The sequence below is a fragment of the Intrasporangium calvum genome, assembly GCF_028446585.1.
GTDB lineage: Bacteria > Actinomycetota > Actinomycetes > Actinomycetales > Dermatophilaceae > Intrasporangium > Intrasporangium calvum_A.
In genome coordinates this window covers 35,135-58,205 of record NZ_JAPFQL010000057.1, presented here as the reverse complement: position 1 = coordinate 58,205, position 23,071 = coordinate 35,135, and the positions used below count along the sequence as shown (strand labels likewise).

Here is a 23,071-nt window from a genome sequence, read left to right as displayed (position 1 = left end):
CGACGGAGTCGATCAGGCCTCGGTGGTCTCGGCGGGCGCCTCGGCGGACTCGCCCTCGGCCGGGGCGGCCTCCTCGGCAGCCTCCGCGGGAGCCTCGTGCTCGATGCCGGCCTCGGCCTCGGCCTCGGCGAGCTCGGCCTCGAGAGCGGCCTCGGAGATCGCCTGCGTCACGTTGACGACGAGGGCCTCCGGGTCGGTCACGAGGGTCGCGCCCTTGGGGAGCTCGATGGCGCCGGCGAGGATCTGCGTGCCGGCCTCGAGGCCCTCGACGGACACGACGACGGTCTCGGGCAGGTGGGTCGCCTCGGCCTCGAGCTGGAGCGTCGCGTGGTCGAGGGTGACGACGGTCTCCGCGGCGGCCTCGCCCTCGAGGTGGACCGGGACGTCGACGGTGACCTTCTCGCCCTTGCGGACCACGACGAGGTCGACGTGCTCGATGATCGGCTTGATCGGGTCGCGCTGGACGTCCTTGGCGAGGGCGAGCTGCTCCTTGCCGTCGACCACGATGGTGAGGAGGGCGTTCGTGTGGCGCAGCGCCTGGAACGTGTCGTGGCCCGGGAGGGTGATGTGGACCGGCGCGGTGCCGTGGCCGTACATGACGGCGGGGATGTTGCCGGCGCGGCGGATCTTGCGGGCGGCGCCCTTGCCGAAGTCGGTGCGCTTCTCGGCGGCGAGCTTGGTGGCGTCAGACACGGGTACTCCTGAAGTCTCGGTGGTGAGCTGCGGTGTGGGCCTCGACGCGGGACGGTGCGCGGGTGGCTGGCGGTCAGCACGCAGGGGGCAGACCGGACCGGGGTCCAGCTTCCACCGCGTCGATCACGGACCCACGGCCGGGCAGCCGTGCAGCGTCCCTCGCCGAGGCAACCAGTCGATCTTACCGATGCCCGGCGGAGGCACGAAATCGGCGGTGCCGTATGCCGCTGAGCCGGCTCCCGCTGTCCGTTTCCTCCCGTTCTCGCGGCCTTGGGTGGGGACGGATGACGCGGCTCAGTGCTGGGCGAGGCGGGACGCGGGCTCAGGCGGGGGGTCGTGACGCCCGGTAGGTGCGTCATCCGTCCCGCGGCAGGCTCGGACCGCTGCGGCCCGTCAGGGCGTCGGTTCGCGGAGGGGATCGGGGGTGAGTGCGCCGGTCGGGAGCAGCTCGGCCGCATACGCCTCGTCCGCTGCGCTCCCGGCCGGGCCGGGGGCGATCTCGCGTGCCTCGTCCCAGCGGACCGCCACGAGGCCGGCCACGATGAGCACCCCGCCGACGAGCTGGACGGGTGTCGGCAGCTCCGCGAGCACGAGCCAGGCGACGACGACCGCGAAGAGCACCTCGGTGAGGGCCACGAAGGAGGCGACCTTGGCCCCGAGCAGACGCACCGCGGCCACCCCCGCCACATAGGCGAAGGCCGCCGCCACGATGGCGATGACGAGGACCGGCACCCACCACGGCACGGTCGAGCCGCCGAGGACCACGCTCGCGTCGCCCCTGGTGACGTCGAGCACCCCGACGAGGGCTCCGATCCACAGCACCACCGCGCCCACGATGAGTCCCGAGCCGGCGAGCGCGATGGGCGGCAGGTCCTCGTCGATGCCGGCCGTGATGAGGAAGTAGATGACGAGCATGACCGCAGCGGCAAGGCCCCACGCGACGCCCGCGACGCTGAGGCGCATCCCGCCGAGCACGTCGAGGACGAGGGCGAGTCCGGCGACGGCGAGGACCACGCCGATGACGGTGAGCCGGCGGGGCTCCTGGCGGTGGCGCAGCCAGAGCCAACCGACGATCAGGACCGGGGCGAGGTACTCGAGGAGCAGGGCGACGCCGACCGACAGGTGGCTCACGGCATAGAAGTAGGCGAGCTGGCAGCCCGCCACACCGGTCAGGCCGTAGCCGACGACGAGCCTGGCGTTGCGGCGGAGCACTCCCCATCGGCGGCGGAGCACCCAGATCGTGGGCAGCAGGAGGACTGCCGCAGCGATGCTGATGCGGAGTGTGACGACCGCACCGGGCGCCCAGCCGCCGATGAGGAGAGACTTGGCGAATGCCCCTGACGTCGCGAAGGCCGCGGACGACGCGAGTGCCGCGCCCAGCCCGAGCAGCGGGTGTCGGTCAGCCACGACAGCCTCCTGTCAGGAGCAAAACGGATTACACTAGTGACCATTGCACGAGGCCTGTCAGGAGTCAATACCGTGTTCACCCATGACGCCGAGGAGGCCCTCACCTGGGGCGCCGAGCTGGTCAACACCATGCCCGGCACCCTCCCGGGCGACGGCTCCCCCGACACCCTGACGTCGGTCGAGGACCTGGCCGCGTTCTTCGCCGGACGGCCGTGGACCGGGCGGTTCGACCGCGATGAGGCCGAGCTCGCGGCCGTGCGGGAGCTCCGCCCGCAGCTGCGGCGCTACTGGGAGTCGGACGAGTCGGAGGTGGTGGCCCTGGTCAACGCGATGCTGGCCGAAGCCGGCGCCGTTCCCCGGCTGGTGGACCACGACGGCATCGGCTGGCACATCCACGCCACGCCCCTCGAAGCGCCGCTGGCCGAGCGCATGGCCGTCGAGTTCGCCTTCGCCATGGTCGACGTCGTCCGCGCGGACGGGCTCGACCGGCTCCGGGTCTGCGAGGGGGAGGACTGCGACGACGTCATCGTCGACCTGTCCAAGAACCGGTCGCGCCGCTACTGCGACGGCGGGTGCGCGGCTCGGGCCCACACAGCCGCCTACCGGGCCCGCAAGGCCGCCCGGGCCTGAAGAACCCAGGCGGGTGCGCCCGGCGCCGAACGACCGTTGGTCTCACTCATCCGGCCCCGGGACCGTGCCGCCCGCACGACTGGGCGCGGAGCAGAGAGCCCCGAGCGACCAACGGTCGTCCGGGGCTCCCAGCGTGGCCGGCTGCGGTGTCAGGCCTTGCCGTCGAAGAGCTTGGTGACCGACCCGTCCTCGAAGACCTCACGGATCGCCTGGGAGACGAGCGGCGCGATGGACAGCACGGTGAGCTTGTCGAACCGCCGGTCGTCGGGGATCGGCAACGTGTTGGTCAGGACGACCTCGTCGACCTTGCACGCCTTGAGCCGGTCGACCGCCGGACCCGACAGGATCGCGTGGGTCGCGGCGATGATGACCGCCGTGGCGCCTTCCTCCATGAGGGCGTCGGCCGCCTTGGTGATGGTGCCGGCGGTGTCGATCATGTCGTCGACGAGCACGCAGACCCGGCCCTTGATCTCGCCGACGACGCGGTTGGCGACGACCTCGTTGGGACGGCTGATGTCGCGCGTCTTGTGGATGAACGCCAGGGGGCAGCCGCCCAGGCGCTCGGACCAGTCCTCGGCGACCTTGATCCGTCCGGCGTCGGGCGAGACGACGGCGAGGTCGAGGTGGCCGTACTTGTCCTTGACGTAGCGGGTCAGGATCGGCAGGGCCATGAGGTGGTCGACCGGGCCGTCGAAGAAGCCCTGGATCTGGGCGGTGTGCAGGTCGACCGCCATCAGCCGGTCCGCGCCGGCGACCTTGAACAGGTCGGCCATGAGCCGGGCCGAGATGGGCTCGCGCCCACGGTGCTTCTTGTCCTGCCGGGCGTAGCCGTAGAACGGCAGCACCACGGTGATCCGCTTGGCCGAGGCCCGCTTCAGCGCGTCGATCATGATGAGCTGCTCCATGATCCACTCGTTGATCGGCGACGTGTGGCTCTGGATGACGAAGGCGTCGCAGCCCCGCACCGACTCCTCGTAGCGGACGTAGATCTCGCCGTTGGCGAAGTCGTAGGCGCTGGTGGGCACGAGCTCGGTGCCGAGCTCCTTCGCCACCTCCTGGGCGAGCTGGGGGTGGGCTCGCCCGGAGAACACCATGAGGTGCTTCTCGGTCGTCTTGTTGATGGTGCTCATCGGGTGCCACCCTTCGTCTCGGTGGCCGCGCGCGCAGCCTCGTCGGTCTTCGTGCCGGCCCGGCGTCTCGCGACCCAGCCGTCGATGTTGCGCTGCTGGGCCCGGGTCACTGCGAGCTGCCCCGGCTCGACATCGCTGACCACGGCGGATCCCGCGGCCACGTAGGCGCCGTCCGCGATGGTGCGCGGCGCGACGATGACGGAGTTGCTGCCGACGAAGCTCCACGCACCGACGTTGGTGTGGCCCTTGGTGACACCGTCGTAGTTGGCGAAGATCGTGCCGGCCCCGATGTTGGCGCCCTCGCCGATCGTCGCGTCGCCGCAGTAGGTCAGGTGCGGCACCTTGGCGCCGGCGCCGATCGTGGCGTTCTTCGTCTCGACGAAGCCGCCGATCTTCCCCTTGGCGCCGAGGTTCGTCCCGGGCCGCAGGTAGGAGAAGGGGCCGACGGTCGCGTCCGGGCCGATCACGGCGAGCTCGGCCTGGGTCCGCACGACGCTGGCGCGGTCACCGACCTCGACGTCCTTGAGCGTGGTGTCGGGCCCGATGACGCACTCTGAGCCGATCGTCGTCGCGCCGTGGATCTGGGTGCCCGGGTGGATCACCGAGTCGGGCCCGATCGTCACGTCGGCGTCGACCCACGTGGTGGCCGGGTCGATGACGATCGCCCCGTCGCGCATCGCCTGCTCGACGGTCCGACGGTTGAGCTCGGCGCCGAGCCGGGCGAGCTGGACCTTGTCGTTGACACCCTCGGTCTGCCAGATGTCCTCGATGACGTGGGCGTGGACCGTGAGTCCGCGACGCCGTGCGACGGAGACGACGTCGGTGAGGTACTTCTCCCCCTGCGCGTTGTCGGTGCCGATCTCGGCGAGCGCCTCGCGGAGCAGGGCGGCGTCGAAGGCGTAGAGGCCGCTGTTGATCTCGCGGATCTCGCGCTGCTCGTCCGTGGCGTCCTTCTGCTCGACGATCGCCTCGACGGCGCCGTCGGCACCCCGCAGCACGCGGCCGTAGCCGGTCGGGTCGTCGAGCATCGCGGTGAGCACCGTGACGGCGTCGGAGGCTGCGTCGTGCACGGCGCAGAGCTGCTCGAGCGTCTCGGAGGTCAGCAGCGGCACGTCGCCGTAGGTGACGACGACGGTGCCGGTGAGGTCGGCCGGGAGGGCCTCGAGCGCGCACTCGACGGCGCGGCCGGTCCCCTTGACCTCGTCCTGGTCGACGATGATCGCTTCCTCGTCGTGCTCGACGATGTGGGCCGCGACGCGGTCGCGCTCGTGCCGGACGACGACCGCGAGGTGCAGCGGGTCGACGCCCCTGGCCGCCCGCATCGCGTGGCCGACGAGGGAACGCCCACCGATCGTGTGGAGGACCTTCGGGGTGGTGGACTTCATGCGCGTGCCCTCGCCGGCGGCGAGGACGATCACGGCGGTCGGCCGGCGATCGCTCACGGGTGGCAGCTCCTCCTGGTGGGGGTGGCGTCCTCCCCGGGTGTGCCGCCGGGGCGCCGCAGCCATGCTACTAGCGCAGCGGCCTCCTTCTCGCTGGCCCATCGGCGCCGGGGTGGCGCGCATCACAGTGCCGTATGCCGCTGGGCCCGCTCCGGCGGCTCGGTGCCCTCAGCGGGTGGCTGGGTGAGGCACCGGTCTGCACTACCCTGTGGTGGTCCCGGCCCAGCGGCCGGGGCGTTCCCCGGTTGGTCTGTCGGCAGGGCCCGCCTGACTTTGAATCAGGACAAGCGACGCAGGTTCGACTCCTGCCCGGGGAGCCCCGTGCGTCTGCGGTGAGCCGCCTCGGCGCCGCTCGCCGTCCATGGACCAGACTGGACCGGTGACCGCTGATCCCGCCGAAGCACCGAGGTCCGCTCGGACCCGCAACCGCATGACCGGCCCCGAGCGCCGGGAGCAGCTGATCGACGTGGGTCGCCGGGTCTTCGCGGACAAGGGTTTCGAGGCGGCCACGGTCGAGGAGATCGCCTCGCGGGCCAAGGTGTCCAAGCCGGTCGTCTACGAGCACTTCGGCGGCAAGGAGGGGCTCTACGCCGTCGTCGTCGACCGTGAGATCCAGCGCCTGCTCGGCGGCATCACCGCGGCGCTGGAGGGCGGCGCGGGTGCGCGCCACCTGCTCGAGCGGGCCACGCTGGCGCTGCTCGACTACATCGACAGCGACACGGAGGGCTTCCGGATCCTGGTCCGCGACTCCCCACCGGGGCAGTCGACGGGCTCGTTCGCCAGCGTCCTCGGCGACGTCGCGACGCGGGTCGAGCACCTGCTCGCCGTGGAGTTCAAGCAGCGGGGTCTCGATCCCAAGTCGGCGCCGATCCACGCCCAGATGCTCGTCGGGATGGTGGCCCTGACGGGGCAGTGGTGGCTCGACCGCCGCAAGTTCAAGAAGCAGGAGGTCGCCGCGCACCTCGTCAACCTCGCGTGGAACGGGCTCGCGGGCCTCGACCGCTCCCCGACCCTGGTGACGGACCGCCGCCGCTGACCCTGGGGGCTCACCCGCGGCGTCGCGACCGGTCAGCCCAGAGAGAGCGTCTGCGTCCGGGTCGCGCCGGTCGAGTCGGTGATGACCACGCGGATCGGTGCCGGCCCGTCGAGGCCGGACTGCTCGAGCATGGCCTGCCCGTCCTGACCAGTGCACCGGATCGAGGCCGGGCCGGGTGAGGTGCACGCCCACGAGCTGTTCTTCAGGGTGAGCTCTCCCCCGGCCGGCGTGGTGACGGAGATCGAGACCGGGCCCTCGACACCCCTGACGCGGAGCAGGAACCGCGTCGACTCGCGCTGCTGGACGACGTGGACGGACGCCTTCGACGGCGAGAGGCCGGGCGCCGGTTTGCTCGTGGGACGCGGGGCCGGTGGCGCGGGCGGTCGCGAGGTCGGTGCCGGTCTGGGCGCAGGCGCCGGACGCGGGGCGACGGTGCGGGCCGGCGCCTTCGGGGCGGTCGTCTCGACCGGGCTGGTCGTCGGGGTCGGGCTGGGCGCCGGAGGCGGCGGGGTCGGCGGCGGGGTCGGCGTCACGGTCGGAGTCACGGTCGGAGCCGGCATCGAGACGGCGGGTGCCGGGACGGCGACGACCGGCTCCACGGGTGCAGGAGTCGCGCTGGCGAGACCCACGCCGATCGCGACGCCGGCGACCAGTGCGCTGGCCCGGCCGGCCAGCTGGCCGAGGGAGTCGCCGATGCCGGAGGTCGGCGGGGCGCTCGGCGCCGCGGGCACCGCTCCCGCTGCGCTGCCGGCAGCGGCGGCGGTGCTCCCCGCCGACGCGGCCGCGGCACCGACGAACGCGGTGGCATTGACGAAGCCCGCGGTGCTGACGCCCGCGAGGAAGACGAACGGCACGATCAGGGCGGGGAACTCGGCGTGGATGGCCCGCAGGTCCGCCGCGACGGTCGCGGCGTGCTGGCACGTGCGCAGGTGCTCCTCGACGCGGGCGTTCTGCCGCTTGGGGAGGCGACCGCGGACGTGGGCGCCGAGGTGTGCGATCGCCCAGCGGCACTCGTCGCTGTCGGCGTCGGGCAGGCTCCGCTGTGCGCAGGCATCGAGATAGTTGGCGCGGAGGGCCTCGCGGGCCCGCATCGCCCGGGCGCTCACCGCATTGGCGGACATGCCGAGGGCCGGGGCCAGCGTGCGCGGCGCCTCCCCCTCGACCGTCGTGTGCCAGAGCACTCGCTGGTCGCGCTCGGACAGCGACCGGAAGGCGGTGCGGATCAGCTCGGCGTCGAACTCCTGCTCGAGACCGTCGACGGAGTCGATGACGGGAGCGCCGAGGTCCTCGAGGGTCTCGTCCTCGGCGGGCACCACCTTGAGCTCACGTCGCCCGTGGTCGACCGCGACGGACCGGACCGCCGAGAGGAAGTAGGCCCGGAAGTGCTCGTCGGGGCCCTTGCCGTCCTGGATCAGGGCGAAGACGCGGGCCGACGCCTCGGCGACGATGTCCTCGGCCGCTGTCCTGCCGCGGTGCCGGTTGGCGACGGCGTAGGCCGCGGGAAGGTGCCGGCGCCACAGCTCACCGAAGGCCTCTGCCGAGCCTTCGCGGCTGCGCGCGAGTAGGTACATGTCGGCCGCCGAGGACCACGCCTCGCTCGACCACATCGACATGTCAGCCGCCACGCACAGAACCTTCCGACGTCCCCCGTGTCAGACCAGTCTGCCAAGCATGCCCGGCTCCGTCGAGGCGAACGGCTCAGATCAGCGGGAGGGTGATTGTTGTGGCCTCGCCCTGTCGAGGAGTCCCCTCCACGAAACCCCTCGGCGGGGCGAGGCCTGACGGCGGCCGGCTTCCCGTCAGGGGCACTCCCTCCCCTGACGAACGGGAGTCCCGGAAACCGTCGTCTTGCTGTAGACGAGTCACGACTCGTTTCATGACGGGCTTTTTGCACGAATCGTCAGGCGGACTTCCGGGCGACCACGAAGAGCCGGGTGAACGGGAAGAGCACTCCGAACCCGCGGCGGGGGTAGGCCACCTCGAGCTCCCGCTCGTAGTCCGCGAGGAACGCCGCCCGCTCCGCCTCGTCGGTGAGCACGCCGAGGACGGGACGCAGGCCGGTGCCGCGGACCCATTCGAGCACTGGATGGGGCGCGCCCTCCTCGGCGGCAAGCACCTGCAGATACGTGGTCTGCCACGCGTCGACGTCCGCCCCGAGGTCGAGCAGCAGCGCCGCATACGTCTCGGGGAGGGCGACCGACCGGGTCCGGTCGAGCGGCTCCTCCAGGTCGTCTGCACGAGGATGCCGCGCTGCGACCTCCCGCATGAGCCGGTGCGACGGGGCGTCGAAGTTGGCGGGCACCTGCATCGCGAAGGTCCCACCGGCCGCCAGCGCCTCGAACCAGGCGGGACTGAGCCGCAGGTGAGTGGGCACCCACTGGAGCGTCGCGTTGCTGATGAGGACGTCGAAGGCCGCGTCGCCGGTGACGACGGGGTCCCAGTCCTCGGCCCGCGACCCCACCCACTCGACGCGACCCTCGGTGTCGCGGGCGCGCGCCTCGGCGAGCATCTCCGGTGAGCTGTCGACTCCCACGACCCTGGCCTCGGGCCAGCGCTCCGCGAGGCCGAGGGTCAGCTCGCCGGGCCCGCAGCCGAGGTCGACGACGCGTCGCGGGGACGGCGTCGGGATGCGGGCCACCAGCTCGTGGAAGGGACGGCTGCGATGGTCCGCGAAACGGCCGTACTGCTTCGGGTCCCAGGCCACGTCCCGCACCCCGGCCGCGAACGCTCCCTGCTCCTGCCCTGCCATGTGCGCGCTCCCCACTTTCGCTTGATGTCAAGAGTCTTGACGGTGCTTCTAGAGTTGGCCCATGAGCCCCGATCGCCAGCCCGTCGATGACGTCGACGTCATCGTCTCTGCATGGCGCCGTGAGCGTCCAGACCTCGACGTCACCCCGCTAGAGGTCCTCTCCCGCGTCTCCCGGCTCGCCCGCCGGCTCGACCTGGCTCGCGGTTCGGCGTTCTCCGTGCACCACCTCGATGGTTGGGCCTTCGATGTCCTGTCGGCCCTGCGGCGTGCCGGCGAGCCCTACGAGCTCTCGCCCGGGCAGCTGGTCCAGCAGACCCTCGTCACCTCCGGCACCATGACCAACCGGGTCGACCGGCTCGAGCGCACCGGCCTCGTCGAGCGCCGCCCCGACCCGAGCGACCGCCGCGGCGTGCTCGTCCACCTCACCCCGAGCGGCCGGGACGTCGTCGATGCGGCGATGGCGGACCTCATCGAGCAGGAGAAGTCGCTGCTGTCGGAGCTGTCCCCCACCGACCAGGCCACCCTCGCCGACCTGCTGCGCCGCATGCTCGCCCCCCTCGAGTCGCACGAGGCCTGAGCACCCGTAGCCCCGGGGCCCTGTCCCTCGTTGCTCTGCCATCGGGCCGACCCGGCCCGCTCCAGCTGGAGCTGCAAAGGAGCAACCTGTGGGCATCACCCCCAAGCACGTCCTCGCGGTGGGACTGTGCGCCATCACTGCCGCGGCGGGCGTCCCCCTCGCCGCCGCCGCGCCCCCGACGAGCGTCACCCCCGCGACGTCGAACACCCTGTCCGACGTCGCCGACGACCTCCTGAAGACGCTCGACACCCGAGCCGTCACCACGGCGGTCGCTCCGACGCAGGCAACCCGCACCGCCGTCACCGAGCTCGTCGCCGCGTCGGGCTCTGGCGCACGGGCCACGTGGGACCCCCGATTCGGCACGCTGCGGACCCTGCGCGCCGACGGCCACCTCACCGGTCCCGCTTCGGGCTCAGCCGTCGACATCGCCCGCTCGTGGCTGGCAGCGAGCCCAGCGGCATACGGCCTGACCTCCCGGCAGGTGAGCGCGCTGACCGTCGCGAGGGACCACACGCTCCCCGGCACGGGGACGCACGTCGTGACGTTCGTCCAGACGGTCGCCGGGGCGCCCGCCGCGCGTGGTGGACGCGCCACCGTCGCTGTCACCAAGGACGGGCGAATCCTCTCGTATGCCGCTGAGCTGGCTCCCGGAGAGACGCTGAGGTCGGGCTGGGTGCTGGGTGAGGCAGGGGCGCTGCTCAAGGTGGCGACGACGCTCGCCCCGGGAGCTGCGTTCGCGCCCAAGGCAACCGGGACGCAGGCGGGCTTCACGACGTTCGACCCCGGGCCGTTCGCAGGACCCGGCTACGCGCGCAAGGTCGTCTTCCCGACGAAGAGCGGGCCGGTCGCCGCCTACAAGGTCTTCTTCATCAAGGAGCAGACGCAGGCCTGGGAGGTCATCGTCGACGGGACGAGCGGGGCCGTCCTGCACCGGGCGAGCGTCGTCCAGTTCGAGGATGCGCACGGCACGGTCTACGACAACTACCCCGGCGCGGAGCACGGCGGTGAGCCGCGGGAGGCCCCGTTCGGCGTCACCGAGGAGTCGCCGAAGGGCTGGGTCGACCTGACCGGCGCGACCGGCACCGGCGTGACCACGATCGGCAACAACGCCGACTCCTACGCCAACTGGTCCAACTTCATCGGCCCGGTCGACAACGCGCCCCGGCCGGTCGCTGTCGACGGGCACTTCGACTACGACTACACGAACCAGTGGGCGGCGACGAAGGGCCAGACCGTGCCGCCGTCCTACGCCGAGGACCTCAACCCCGCGGCGACCAACCTCTTCTTCCACCACAACCGGATTCACGACCGCCTCTACGGTCTGGGATTCACGGAGAGCGGCGGCAACTTCCAGACCGACAACGGCGGCAACGGCGGCCTCGGCGGCGACGCGATCCGCGGCCTCGTCCAGGCCGGGGCCGCCTCCGGTGGGGCACCGACCTACACCGGGCGCGACAACGCCTACATGCTGACGCTCGACGACGGGATCCCGCCGTGGAGCGGGATGTTCCTCTGGGAGCCGATCGAGGATGCCTTCGAGGGTCCGCACCGCGACGGCTCGTTCGACATGTCGGTCATCGAGCACGAGTACAGCCACGGCCTGTCGAACCGCTACGTCGCCGGGGGCGGCGCCCTCGGGTCGCACCAGTCGGGATCGATGGGTGAGGGCTGGGGCGACTGGTACGCCCTCAACCACGCCCATGCGGCGGGGCTCGAGCCCTCGCGAGCCGTGGTCGGCGCCTATGCGACCGGCAACGAGACTCGCGGCATCCGCAACTACGAGTTCACCAAGAACCCGAACACCTTCGGCGACGTCGGCTACGACGTGACCGGGCCCGAGGTGCACGCCGACGGCGAGATCTGGACGGCGATCCTCTGGGACCTGCACCGGGCGCTCGTGGCCAGGTACGGCAAGGCTGCCGGTGCTGAGCGGGCCGCCCGGCTCGTGACGGACGCGATGCCGATCAGCGCACCCAACCCCTCCTTCCTCGACCAGCGCGACGCCATCCTCACGGCCGACCTCGACCGCTACCACGGGGACGACACCGACCTGATCTGGTCGGTCTTCGCCCGGCGTGGCGCCGGGGCGTCGGCCGTCTCGGCGACCGGTGACGAGACGGACCCGCAGCCCGGGTTCGACCACCCGGCCTCCGGGCGCAACGGGACGGTCGCGCTGACCTTCGTCAACGCGACGACCGGTGAGCCGATCAGCGGGGCCAAGGTCATCCTCGGCGTCTTCGAGGCCCGGGTCAGCCCGCTCACGCGGACCGGCTCCACCGGAGGCGCGACGGTGCGCGCCGTGGCCGGGACCTATCCGTTGACCGTGCAGGCCCCCGGTTTCGGCGCGCAGACGATCGAGGACTTCACGGTGACGGCCGGCAAGAACCGGGCCCGGACGATCCGCCTCGCCCCCAACCTGGTGTCCAGCGCGGCCGGCGCGTCCATCGTGTCGGTGTCGAACGAGGACGACGGGCAGCCCGCGAAGTTCGCCTTCGACGACACCGCGGCCTCGGTCTGGTCGACGCGCAAGGACGCGAGCGGCGCCTACAACGCCGGGCCCGACGAGCGGGTCACGGTCAAGCTCGCCGACACGGCCACCGTGTTCTCGGTGCGAGTCAGCGCCTTCAAGGCGACGAACGCCTCGCGGTTCTCGGCGTTGAAGGACTTCACGGTGCAGACCTCGCTCGACGGGGTGACGTGGCAGACGGTGCGGACCGGGGCCTTTGGCTACCAGGCGCCACGCCCGACCGCCGCGGACCTCAACTACACGACCTTCGCCCTCGAGAAGCCGACGAAGGCCGCCTACCTGCGGTTCTTCATCGACTCCGTGCAGGGCGACACGACGAAGTACGCGCAGGTCGCCGAGATCCAGGCGTTCGGCTCGGGCGCCGTCGTCGAGAACGGCACGGTGACGCCCGACCCGGACTACTCGGATGCGGGCACGATCTCGCTGCCCAACCCGGCCGCGGGTGACGTCACCGGCCTGCAGAACGTCTTCGGCGTGACCGGCACCGAGATGAACACCGCCTGCGTCTTCCCGCCGTCGTCCCAGGGCGTCGACGGCTGGGTGACCAAGCTGCCGGCCGGGTTCTCCGACGGTCTGCACTCGGTCGCGGTGACGGGCACGAGCGCGGCCGACTCGAGCGCCGGCCACGACCTCGACCTGTACTTCCTCGACAGCTCGTGCGGGCTCACCGGTTCGGTCGCGACCTCGGCTGCCGACGAGTCCGCGGTCATCCCGCCGGGGTCGGTCTACGTGCTCACGCACCTCTGGACCGGTGCCGACGTGGCGATCGAGGTCAAGGCGGTCGACAACCGCTGACCGCGGCCCCCTCCCCCCCCCGCTTTGATCGAAAGAGCAGTTCGCGACGGGTGTCGCGAACTGCTCTTTCGATTGAGAAGGGGGCTGCGGGCGCCCCGCCCGCGTGGTTACTCGACGAGCTCGGCCGCCTCCAGCCACTCGAGCTCGAGCGTCTCCTTCTCGGCGACGACCTCCTGCAGCCTCGCGTTGAGGTCCGCCAGGGCGGTCGGATCCGTCGCCGCCGTGACCATCTCGCCATGGAGCCGTTCCTCCCGGTCGGTCAACCGCGAGAGCTGCTTCTCGATCCGGGACATCGTCTTGCGCGCCTCCCGCACCTCCGCCGCGCTGGGGCCGGCACCCGCGGAGGGCGCCGACCCGGCCCCGCTCGAATCTGCACGTATGCCGCTGGGCTGGCTCAGCGGCATACGGCTGGGTCGGCGGGGGGTTGCGGCGCGGAGGCGGAGGTACTCGTCGACACCGCCGGGCAGGCCGCGCACCTTCCCGTCGCCGAGGAGGGCGAGCTGGTGGTCGCAGGCGCGCTCGAGGAGGTAGCGGTCGTGGCTGACGACGATGAGCGTCCCGGCCCACCCGTCGAGGACGTCCTCGAGGCTGGTCAGGGTCTCGATGTCGAGGTCGTTGGTCGGCTCGTCGAGGATCAGGACGTTGGGCTCGCCGAGGAGCAGCCGGGTCAGCTGGAGGCGGCGGCGCTCGCCACCGGAGAGGTCTCCGACCCGTGCCTGCTGGCGGCCGCCGGGGAAGCCGAGCCGGGTCGCGAGCTGGGAGGCGCTGATCTCCTTGCCGCCGAGCGTGGTGTACTGGCGGACGTCCTCGATGGCCTCGATGACCCGCCACGTCGCGAAGCGGTCGAGCTCGCGGACCTCCTGCGTCAGGTGCGCGATCGCCACGGTCTTGCCGATCTTGCGCCGGCCGCCCGTCAGCGGCTGCTCCCCGGTCAGGGCACGCAGCAGCGTCGACTTGCCGGCCCCGTTGACGCCGACGAGGCCCACGCGCTCGCCGGGCGCGAGACGCCAGGTGACCCTGTCGAGGATGGTCCGTTCGTGCGGCGGCCGGCCGAGGACGACGGTGGCGTCCTCGAGGTCGAGCACGTCCTTGCCGAGCCGCTTCGTCGCGAACGACGTCAGCTCGACCGCGTTGCGCGGCGGCGGCTCGTCGGCGATGAGGGCGTTGGCGGCGTCGATCCGGAACTTCGGCTTGCTGGTGCGGGCCGGGGCACCGCGCCGCAACCAGGCGAGCTCCTTGCGCATCAGGTTGGAGCGGCGGTCGGCGACGACGCCGGCGAGGCGGTCCCGCTCGGCCTTGGCCAGGACGTAGGCCGCGTAGCCGCCCTCGAACGAGCTGACGCCGCCGCCCTCGACCTCCCACGTCAGGGTCGCGTAGGCGTCGAGGAACCAGCGGTCGTGCGTGATGGCCACGGTCGCGTTGCCGGGCCGCGGTCGCTGGGTGGCGAGGTGCTCGGCGAGCCAGGCGACCCCCTCGACGTCGAGGTGGTTGGTCGGCTCGTCGAGCAGGAGCAGCTCGGGGTCGTCGACGAGCAGCTGGGCGAGGGCGAGGCGGCGCCGCTCGCCGCCCGACATCGGCCCGACGATCGCGTCGAGACCCCCGACGTTGGGGGCGTCGATGCCGCCGAGCAGGCCGGTGAGGACGTCGCGGATCCGGGCGTCGCCGGCCCACACGTGCTCGGGGCGGTCGCGCAGGACGGCCTCGCGCACCGTGTGGCCGGGGTCGAGCGTGTCGTCCTGCGAGAGCATCCCCACCCGGAGGCCGGCGGCGCCACCCTGGCGGGACACGCGGCCCTGATCCGGCTCCTGGCTGCCGGCGATGACCCGCAGCAGCGTCGACTTGCCGCCACCGTTGCGTCCGACGATGCCGATGCGGTCACCCGAGAGGACCCCGATGGACACGTCGTCGAGGACGTGGGTGGTCCCGAAGACGAGGGACACCCGCTCGAGGTTGATCAGGTTGGCGGCGGCAGGTGGCATGGCGTTCCCGACCCTACGGCCTGCTGCGCCCACCACCCAATCCGTCCCCTCCCCCGAACTCGAGTGGCCCCGGTATCCACACCCCCAAACTCGAGTGGCCCCGGTGTGCACACCCCCAAACTCGAGTGGCCCCGGTATGCAGAGGCTGAGCCGTGGATATCGGGGCCACTCGAGTGAGATGGGGCTGGGAGCGCGCCCAGCGGCATCCGGGAGCGTCAGTCCGCGCGTGGGCCGGTCACGACCTGGGCGCCGTGGACGGGTCCCTTGGCCCGGCGGATGTCGCGGCAGAGATCGGAGGCCGCGAGCGACACCGACAGGTCGAGCGAGGCCTCGTGGCTCTCGGTGAGGAAGGCGACCGTCGGGCCCGACCCGCTGACGATGCCACCGAGGGCGCCGAACTCGACGCCGGCGTCGCGCAGCACCCGCAGCTCCGGCCGCAGCGAGAAGGCGGCCTCGTCGAGGTCGTTGTGCAGGGCGGCCCCCAGCGCCCTGGCGTCGCCGCTGCGCAGGGCCGCCATGAGCTCCGCACTCACCTCCGCGGTGTGCGAGGGGTCGCCCGGATCGGAGCCGGCCGCCGCGCGCAGCCGGTCGAGCTCGCGGTAGACCTCGGGCGTCGAGAGGCCGGTGTCGCTGATGGCGAAGACCCAGTGGAACGTGCCGCGGGCCAGCACGGGCGCGAGCTGCTCCCCGCGACCGGATCCCATGGCGTTGCCGCCGGCCAGCGGGAACGGCACGTCGCTGCCGAGCACCGACGCAAGCTCGGCCAGCTCGTCCCGCTCGAGACCCAGGCCCCAGAGGTGGTCGCACGCCAGCAGGGCCGCGGCCGCATCAGCGGAGCCGCCAGCCATTCCCCCTGCGACGGGGATGTCCTTGTCGATGCGGATCGAGAGGACGTCGTCGATGTCCCACTGCTCCGCGACGAGCTTCGCCGCCCGGACCGCGAGGTTGCCGCCGTCCGTCGGGATCCGGTCGGCGTAGGCCCCTCCCGGGACCACCTGCCACTCGTTCCAACGGGCGACCGACACCTCGTCGTAGAGGGAGACGGCCTGGAAGACCGTGGCGAGATCGTGGTAACCGTCGGGCCGGAGGGCGCCGACCCGCAGCTCGAGGTTCACCTTGGCCGGGGCACGCACAGTCACGGACTGCGGAGGTGTCGGGGCGACGGTCATGCGGTCACCCTATGGTGCCCGGGTCGTCCGGCCGCTCCAGGTCCGCGTTCTTGTGCTCCGCGATGCGGGCAAAGGCAGCGATGTCGAGCTGCTCGCCGCGCGCCTTCGGGTCGACCCCCGCAGCGACGAGAGCCGCCTCGGCGCGGGCCGGCGACCCGGCCCAGGAGGCGAGCGCCCCACGCAGGGCCTTGCGCCGCTGGAGGAAGGCGGCGTCGATGCACCGGAAGACCTCCTCGCGCGTGGCCGTCGTGGCTGGCGGTTCGCGGCGGACGAGGGAGACCAGGCCCGAGTCGACGTTGGGGGCCGGCCAGAAGACGTTGCGACCGACGCGCCCGGCGAGCTCGACGTCGGCGTACCAGGCCGCCTTGAGGCTCGGGACGCCGTAGATCTTGCCGCCCGGGCTTGCCGCGAGGCGCTCGGCCACCTCGAGCTGGACCATGACGAGCACCCGCTGGATGGACGGGAACTGCTCGAGGAAGGACAGGACGACCGGCACCGAGATGTTGTAGGGCAGGTTCGCGACGAGTGCAGTCGGCTTGGGACCGGGCAGGCTCGTCACCGTGAGGGCGTCGGCAGGGACGAGGCGAAGCTTGTGAGCGTTGCCCGGCTGGAGGGAGCGGACCGTGTCCTCGAGGGCGCCGGCGAGCCGGGGGTCGACCTCGATGGCCGTGACCTGCCGGACGACGGGGAGCAGCGCCAGCGTGAGCGATCCGAGCCCTGGGCCGACCTCCACGACGACGTCCTCGGGGCCCACCCCCGCGACGCGGACGATCTTGCGGACCGTGTTGGCGTCGACGACGAAGTTCTGTCCCCACTGCTTGGTGGGACGCACCTCGAGGCGCTCGGCGAGCTCGCGGATCTGGGCCGGCCCGAGCAGGGCCGCGTCGACGGCGGGCCCAGGGTCCGCTGCCGCTGCCTTGGCCCGGGCGTCCTTGGTCATGAGCACACCCTAGGGGTACCCCGCCCAGCGACCCGCCACCACGCATCGGACCACGCAGGATCGGTGGTGGTGCCGCGGGCGGCAACGCGCAGGGCCCCCGACCGGACGTACCGGTCGAGGGCCCTGAGGCGGGGTGCAGGCAGTCAGGCGTCAGCCCTTGCAGCTCCACTGGGCCAGGCCGTTGTCGGCGTAGACCCGGTTGGCCACGGTGATCTGCTCCGCACGGGAAGCGAGGTCCGCGCGCTGCGCGAAGTCGTCGCCACCGTAGGCGAGCCACGTGGTGTAGGAGAACTGGAGACCGCCGTAGTAGCCGTTGCCGGTGTTGATGGACCAGTTGCCACCGGACTCACACTCGGCGACGCGGTCCCACATGTCGGCGCGGGCCAGGTTGATGCCGGTGCCCGAGGTGCTGCCGGAGCTCGTGCCCGTCGACGTGGTCGGTCGCGACTTGGTGCCGACGAGGACGACCTCGGCGATCGGCGCCTTGGTGACCATGGACGACACGCGCTCGGTCTTGGTGACCTTGCCGTCGACGATCGTGGTCCGGAGCGTGACCCGGCGCAGGCCGTCGACGCCCTCGGTCGCGACCTTCGTCGTGCCCTCGTAGAGGTCGGCGCTCTCCTTGCGGACCGTCTTGTGGGCGACGGTCTCGGTGCGGGTCGACTTCTTGGACCGGACGTCCTTGACGACGACCTTCATGCCGGCCTCGAGCGCGGTCGCACGCGCCGGGGAGACCTTGTCGTCCGAGTCGAAGTCGACCCCCAGCTGCGTGAGGGCCTCCTCGACGGTGGCGGCCGCGACCGTCTTCTTCGTCGTCTTGCCGTCGGCGACGATGGTCACGGCCTTGGGCGTGATCACCGTGAGGTCGAGGCCCTCACGACCGATGGACTGCGAGCGGGAGACCGAGATCCGGGCGCCGTCGGTGCGCAGGCCGAGCGCGAGGAGCGCGGCGTCGACCGTGGTCTCGGTGGTGCGGATCTGCTTCGTCTCACCGTCGACGGTGAGGTTGAGCATCCGGGCGTAGCGAACGGTGACGGTGTCGCCATCCGAGAGGGGAGCATCCACGGCCGGGTAGACGACGTCGCCGTCCTTGACCGAGATGCCTTCGCTCTCGAGGAGGTCACCGACCGTGCTGCCGAAGACGCGGGTCGCGGTGGACGTGCCGTCTACGGACAGGTTCACCGCCTTGTCGAGCTGGGCTGCCCCGACGCCACCGGCGGTGAGCAGCAAGGCGGCGCCGGCACCGGCGATGACCTTGAGATTGCGTGAAATCAAAATTCTCCGAACGTCGTACTCCCCGGCTGTCACGCGCTCTCGACACACCTCGGAGGACACCCTCCGGTTCATTCGGGAAGGGCCTCGATGAGGGTCCGATGCGGGGCGGCATCCGGCCAACAGCTACCCAGCGTGAACGAGCAAGACCCGTTAGGTCAAATTTCGGTAACAGTCTGTGGACAGCTGACCGTCCAGCCCCGGGGGTGGGGACAGCGCGCCACCTGGCCCCGGGACGGCCGGCGAGGAGCGCTCAGGACCAGGGGCCGTAGATGCGCTCGGAGTTGTCCGACACGGCCGTGCACAACGTGGGGACGTCGACGTTGAGAGCCGTCGCCATCGCCCGAATCGTATGCGGCACAAGGAAGGACGCGTTGGTGGCACCGCGGTGGGGGGACGGCGTCAGATAGGGGGCATCGGTCTCGACGAGGACCTGCGACAACGGCGTCACGGACAGGGCGTCACGCAGCGCCCGGGCGTTCTTGAAGGTCACGGTGCCGGCGAAGGACAGGTAGTAGCCGCGCTCGACACATTCGCGCGCCATCGGCAGGTCTCCGGAGAAGCAGTGGAGCACCGTGCGGTCCGGCGCACCCTCCTCCTCGAGGACCCGCAGGACGTCGTCGTGGGCGTCCCGGTCGTGGATCTGCAGAGCCTTGCCGAGCCGCTTCGCCAGGTCGATGTGCCAGCGGAAGGCCTCCTGCTGGACCGCCACGCCGTCCGGCCCGGTGCGGAAGTAGTCGAGCCCCGTCTCGCCGACCGCCCGCACCCGCTCGTGGCCGGCCGCCCGCTCCACGACGTCGTATGCCGCTGACAACGTCCCAGCGGACGCGAGCCTGGGCACCTCGTTGGGGTGGAGGGCGACCGCCCCCAGCACCTCGGGGAACCGGTCGACGGCCTCGACGGTGAACTCGATGGCGTCGAGGTCGCAGCCCACCTGCACGAGGCGGGTCACCCCCACGGCCCGGGCCCGGCGGATCGCCTCGCCGACAGCGAGGGGCTCAGCCCCGTCCCGGCCGATGTCGAGGTGGACGTGGTTGTCCACGACGTCGATCGGCAGCGGGTCGGGGGCCACCTCGGGCAGCCCCTGCCGGGACGAGGAGTGGGGGCTCATTCGCCAGCGCCCGCCTGGGGTGCGTCGTCGCCCGGAGCGGGCGCATCGTCCTCGCGCCGCATCCGCTCGATCTCCTCATCGACGACGGAGGGGTCGAACTTCGTGAAGACCGGCGTCGGCTTGGCGATCGAGGTCCCGACGACGACCGGCGCGTACTCCCACCGCGGCGTCGCGGAGTACTCGCCCGTGATGACGGGATAGGGACGCCCGTCGTCGAGGTCGGTGACCTCCTCGAGCACCGGCATCGGCACGAAGTCGCCCTGGCCGCCCATGACCCGGTGCACCCGGTTGGACCCGTGCGGCAGGAACGGCGCCATCAGCGTGTTGATGGAGACGACGGCCTGGGCGAGCACGTGGAGCACCGTGCCGAGCCGCTCGCGCTCGTCGTCGCCCTTGAGCTTGAACGGCTCCGTCTCTGCCACATAGCGGTTGGCCTCGCCGACGACCCGCATGACCTCGCCGATGCCCTGCTTGAACCGCTGCCGCCCGATCAGGCCTCCGACGACGTCGAAGGCTCCGCGCACCGTGTCGAGCAGCGCCTCGTCGACGGGCTCGAGCGGCCCGGCCGCCGGGATCTCACCGAAGCTCTTGGCGATCATCGAGGCGGTCCGGTTGACGAGGTTGCCCCAGCCGGCGACGAGCTCGCTGTTGTTGCGCTGGATGAACTCGGCCCAGGTGAAGTCGCTGTCCTGGTTCTCCGGCCCTGCGGCGCAGATGAAGTAGCGCAGCGGGTCGGGGCCGTAGCGTTCCAGCACGTCGCGGACGTAGATGACGTGGCCCCGCGAGGTGGAGAACTGCTTGCCCTCCATCGTCATGAACTCGGACGCGACGACCTCGGTGGGCAGGTTCAACGTCCCGTAGGACCCTGCGGACCCACCCTGCGCCCCGAGCCCGGCGTACCCGAGCAGCTCGGCGGGCCAGATCTGGGCGTGGAAGGTGATGTTGTCCTTGCCCTGGAAGTAGTAGGAGACGGCCTCGGGGTCGTTCCACCACTCGCGCCAGCGCTCGGGGTCGCCGATCCGCCGGGCCCACTCGATCGACGCGGACAGGTAGCCGACGACGGCGTCGAACCAGACGTAGAGCCGCTTGTGGGAGTTCTCCTCCCACCCCTCCAGGGGAATCGGGATGCCCCAGTCGATGTCGCGGGTCATGGCGCGGGGACGGACGTCGTCGAGCAGGTTGCGGGCGAACTTGATGACGTTGGGCCGCCAGGTCCCGGACGCCTCGCGGCCGTCGAGCCACTCGCCGAGCGCGGCGGCGAGCGCCGGCAGGTCGAGGAAGAAGTGCTGCGTCTCGATGAACTCGGGCGTCTCGCCGTTGATCTTGGACCGCGGGTTGATCAGCTCGTCGGCGTCGAGCTGGTTGCCGCAGTTGTCGCACTGGTCGCCGCGGGCCTCGCCGTAGCCGCAGATCGGGCAGGTGCCCTCGATGTAGCGGTCGGGCAGCGTGCGCCCGGTCGAGGGGCTGATGGCGCCCTTGGTCGTCTGCTCGATCATGTAGCCGTTGCGCCAGTTGCCGGTGAACAGCTCCTGGGACACGGCGTAGTGGTTGGCCGTGGTCGTCCGCGTGAAGAGGTCGTAGGACAGGCCGAGGTCGGTCAGGTCGGTCGCGATGACGCGGTTGTACTTGTCGGTGACCTCCTGCGGCGTCAGGCCTTCCTTCTCGGCGAGGACGAGGATCGGGGTGCCGTGCTCGTCGGTGCCGGAGACCATGAGCACGTCGTGTCCGGCCATCCGCATGTACCGACTGAAGACGTCGGAGGGCACGCCGAACCCGGCCACGTGGCCGATGTGGCGCGGGCCGTTGGTGTACGGCCAGGCGACAGCAGACAGGACTTTGCTCATGGGCTCGATCCTAGGGTGGCGCGGTCCGTGGTCGTGCTCGCGTTTCGCTGCGGCTGCGCCGACGATGCCGTATGCCGCTGGGCTCGCTCCCGCTCATCCGCGGCCCGGCTGCCCGGCCTCCTTGCCAGACCTGCGGCTTCGCGAAAAGGTGAGGAGGGAAGCACCACCTCGCGATTGAAGGAGTGTTCATGTCAGCCACGCGCACCGCCACGGCCCACTGGGAGGGCGACCTCTTCTCCGGCAGCGGCCAGGTCACGCTCGAGTCGTCGGGCAACGGGACGTTCGACGTCTCCTGGCCGGCCCGCACCGAGGAGCCGGGCGGCAAGACGAGCCCGGAGGAGCTCATCGCCGCGGCCCACTCGGCCTGCTACAACATGGCGTTCTCCAACATCCTCAACAAGGCGGGCACCCCGCCCACGACGCTGGACACGACGGCGGCCGTGACGTTCGTCCCCGGCACCGGGATCACGGAGATCAAGCTGAGCACGGTCGGGTCGGTCCCGGGCATCTCGGCCGAGGACTTCCAGGCCCGCGCCGAGGAGGCCAAGAACGGCTGCCCGGTCAGCCAGGCGCTCAAGGCGGTCCCGTCGATCACGATCGAGGCCCGCCTCGCCAACTGAGCGACCCCCTGACCAATCGAAAGAGCAGTTCGCGACACCCTCACGATCGAAAGAGCAGTTTGCGACGTGTCGCGAACTGCTCTTTCGATTTGGCGACGTGTCGCGAACTGCTCTTTCGATTGGTTTGAGGGGGGGTCGGGGAGGATGGGGGTGTGAACAGCGCACCCGCAGCCGGCACCCTCGTCCTCGCCGCCACCCCGATCGGCGACCCCCGGGACGCCGCACCGCGGCTGGCGCACGAGCTCGCGACCGCCGACGTCATCGCGGCCGAGGACACCCGCCGGCTGAAGCGGCTCCTCGCGGACCTGGCCGTCACCCCGACCGGCCAGGTCCTCAGCTACCACGACCACAACGAGGCGGCCCGCACACCGGAGCTCGTCGAGCGGCTCCTCGCCGGGGACCGGGTCCTCGTCGTCACCGACGCCGGCATGCCGTCGGTGTCGGATCCCGGCTACCGGCTCGTCGCCGCCGCCGTGGAGCGCGACGTGCCCGTGACCGCGGTCCCCGGGCCCAGCGCCGTCCTCATGGCCCTCGCCGTGTCCGGCCTGCCCGTGGACCGGTTCTGCTTCGAGGGCTTCCTCCCCCGCAAGGGCGGCGAGCGCGCCCGGGTCCTCGCCGACCTGGCCGAGGAGCGCCGCACCATGGTCTTCTTCGAGGCCCCGCACCGGCTGGCCGACACGCTGGCCGCGATGGCCGAGGCCTTCGGCCCATCGCGCCGAGCGGCTGTCTGTCGCGAGCTGACGAAGACCTACGAAGAGGTTCGCCGAGACACCCTCGATGACCTCGCCGCCTGGGCCGAGGCCGGCGTCAAGGGCGAGATCACCGTTGTCGTGAACGGCGCCGAGCGCAAGGTCAGCTCCGTCGAGAGCGAGCTCAGCGGCATACGGGATCGGGTTGAGCGTGGGGAGCGCCTCAAGGACGTCTGCGCCGACGTCTCGGCGCGAACGGGCCTGTCCAAGAAGGCGCTCTACGACGCCGCGGTCATGGCCGGCTGACTCTCGACGGGCGGCTGTGCGCTCGACCCGCTCTGCGCTCCGTGCTCGAAGACGACCATTTTGCATCTCTTTCGATCAACATCTTGCACACCCATCTCTCAGTCCCTAGCATTCGTGAATCGTTTAAGTGACCTCCACGCAACGACTCACGAAGG

At 71.5% G+C, this 23,071-nt stretch carries 18 protein-coding genes and 1 tRNA gene; 7 read left to right on the top strand and 12 right to left on the bottom strand.

Annotated elements, in window-relative coordinates:
* Window positions 1-12: 12 nt before the first annotated feature.
* The gene (locus tag OO014_RS13315; protein WP_272462808.1) at window positions 13-693 is read right to left on the bottom strand and encodes a 50S ribosomal protein L25/general stress protein Ctc; all 681 of its coding nucleotides are present in this window, start codon (window positions 691-693) and stop codon (window positions 13-15) included.
* Between the two features lie 393 nt (window positions 694-1,086).
* Entirely contained in the window at window positions 1,087-2,100 is a 1,014-nt protein-coding gene (locus OO014_RS13310) for an EamA family transporter (protein WP_272462807.1), read from the bottom strand.
* Window positions 2,101-2,172: 72 nt separating this feature from the next.
* Here OO014_RS13310 and OO014_RS13305 point away from each other — a divergent pair, with 72 nt between their 5' ends.
* Window positions 2,173-2,730: a CGNR zinc finger domain-containing protein gene (locus OO014_RS13305; protein ID WP_272462806.1), complete on the top strand. Its 558-nt coding sequence runs from the start codon at window positions 2,173-2,175 to the stop codon at window positions 2,728-2,730.
* A gap of 149 nt (window positions 2,731-2,879) precedes the next feature.
* Here the strand turns inward: OO014_RS13305 and OO014_RS13300 are convergent, their stop codons facing one another.
* Both OO014_RS13300 and glmU read right to left on the bottom strand, forming a co-directional pair.
* Complete coding sequence (locus tag OO014_RS13300; RefSeq protein ID WP_272462805.1) at window positions 2,880-3,860, bottom strand: ribose-phosphate diphosphokinase; 981 nt, start codon at window positions 3,858-3,860, stop codon at window positions 2,880-2,882.
* Complete coding sequence (gene glmU / locus OO014_RS13295) at window positions 3,857-5,302, bottom strand: bifunctional UDP-N-acetylglucosamine diphosphorylase/glucosamine-1-phosphate N-acetyltransferase GlmU (RefSeq protein ID WP_272462804.1); 1,446 nt, start codon at window positions 5,300-5,302, stop codon at window positions 3,857-3,859. Before glmU ends, OO014_RS13300 begins: the two co-directional genes overlap by 4 nt.
* Window positions 5,303-5,540: 238 nt before the next feature.
* Between glmU and OO014_RS13290 the strand changes: the two genes are divergently transcribed.
* Both OO014_RS13290 and OO014_RS13285 read left to right on the top strand, forming a co-directional pair.
* Window positions 5,541-5,619, top strand: a tRNA-Gln gene (locus OO014_RS13290).
* 113 nt (window positions 5,620-5,732) lie between these two features.
* Entirely contained in the window at window positions 5,733-6,338 is a 606-nt protein-coding gene (locus OO014_RS13285; RefSeq protein WP_272462811.1) for a TetR/AcrR family transcriptional regulator, read from the top strand.
* A gap of 32 nt (window positions 6,339-6,370) precedes the next feature.
* On the opposite strand, the gene OO014_RS13280 is transcribed toward OO014_RS13285, so the two are convergent.
* Both OO014_RS13280 and OO014_RS13275 read right to left on the bottom strand, forming a co-directional pair.
* Window positions 6,371-7,963 (bottom strand): sigma-70 family RNA polymerase sigma factor, encoded by a 1,593-nt coding sequence (locus OO014_RS13280; protein WP_272462803.1) that lies wholly within the window; start codon window positions 7,961-7,963, stop codon window positions 6,371-6,373.
* Between the two features lie 275 nt (window positions 7,964-8,238).
* Window positions 8,239-9,087: a methyltransferase domain-containing protein gene (locus OO014_RS13275; protein WP_272462802.1), complete on the bottom strand. Its 849-nt coding sequence runs from the start codon at window positions 9,085-9,087 to the stop codon at window positions 8,239-8,241.
* Between the two features lie 61 nt (window positions 9,088-9,148).
* Between OO014_RS13275 and OO014_RS13270 the strand changes: the two genes are divergently transcribed.
* Together OO014_RS13270 and OO014_RS13265 are read left to right on the top strand one after the other, a co-directional pair.
* Complete coding sequence (locus OO014_RS13270) at window positions 9,149-9,664, top strand: MarR family winged helix-turn-helix transcriptional regulator (RefSeq protein ID WP_272462801.1); 516 nt, start codon at window positions 9,149-9,151, stop codon at window positions 9,662-9,664.
* 88 nt (window positions 9,665-9,752) lie between these two features.
* On the top strand, window positions 9,753-12,986 hold the full coding sequence (locus tag OO014_RS13265) for a M36 family metallopeptidase (RefSeq protein WP_272462800.1): 3,234 nt from the start codon (window positions 9,753-9,755) through the stop codon (window positions 12,984-12,986).
* A 107-nt stretch (window positions 12,987-13,093) separates the two neighbouring features.
* Here the strand turns inward: OO014_RS13265 and OO014_RS13260 are convergent, their stop codons facing one another.
* The 6 genes from OO014_RS13260 to metG form a co-directional block, all read right to left on the bottom strand.
* Window positions 13,094-14,965 (bottom strand): ABC-F family ATP-binding cassette domain-containing protein, encoded by a 1,872-nt coding sequence (locus tag OO014_RS13260; protein ID WP_272462799.1) that lies wholly within the window; start codon window positions 14,963-14,965, stop codon window positions 13,094-13,096.
* A gap of 215 nt (window positions 14,966-15,180) precedes the next feature.
* A complete protein-coding gene (locus tag OO014_RS13255) occupies window positions 15,181-16,134 on the bottom strand; it encodes a 4-(cytidine 5'-diphospho)-2-C-methyl-D-erythritol kinase (protein ID WP_272462798.1) in 954 nt (317 codons plus the stop codon).
* A 4-nt stretch (window positions 16,135-16,138) separates the two neighbouring features.
* Complete coding sequence (gene rsmA, locus OO014_RS13250; protein ID WP_272462797.1) at window positions 16,139-17,074, bottom strand: 16S rRNA (adenine(1518)-N(6)/adenine(1519)-N(6))-dimethyltransferase RsmA; 936 nt, start codon at window positions 17,072-17,074, stop codon at window positions 16,139-16,141.
* A 150-nt stretch (window positions 17,075-17,224) separates the two neighbouring features.
* The gene (locus tag OO014_RS13245; RefSeq protein WP_272462796.1) at window positions 17,225-18,349 is read right to left on the bottom strand and encodes a resuscitation-promoting factor; all 1,125 of its coding nucleotides are present in this window, start codon (window positions 18,347-18,349) and stop codon (window positions 17,225-17,227) included.
* A gap of 250 nt (window positions 18,350-18,599) precedes the next feature.
* Entirely contained in the window at window positions 18,600-19,457 is an 858-nt protein-coding gene (locus OO014_RS13240; RefSeq protein ID WP_272462795.1) for a TatD family hydrolase, read from the bottom strand.
* Complete coding sequence (metG, locus tag OO014_RS13235) at window positions 19,454-21,301, bottom strand: methionine--tRNA ligase (protein ID WP_272462794.1); 1,848 nt, start codon at window positions 21,299-21,301, stop codon at window positions 19,454-19,456. The genes OO014_RS13240 and metG overlap by 4 nt, the downstream gene beginning before the upstream one ends.
* Before the next feature lie 188 nt (window positions 21,302-21,489).
* Here metG and OO014_RS13230 point away from each other — a divergent pair, with 188 nt between their 5' ends.
* The gene (locus OO014_RS13230) at window positions 21,490-21,921 is read left to right on the top strand and encodes an OsmC family peroxiredoxin (RefSeq protein ID WP_272462793.1); all 432 of its coding nucleotides are present in this window, start codon (window positions 21,490-21,492) and stop codon (window positions 21,919-21,921) included.
* Window positions 21,922-22,073: 152 nt separating this feature from the next.
* Window positions 22,074-22,916: a 16S rRNA (cytidine(1402)-2'-O)-methyltransferase gene (gene rsmI, locus OO014_RS13225; RefSeq protein ID WP_272462792.1), complete on the top strand. Its 843-nt coding sequence runs from the start codon at window positions 22,074-22,076 to the stop codon at window positions 22,914-22,916.
* Window positions 22,917-23,071 lie beyond the last annotated feature (155 nt).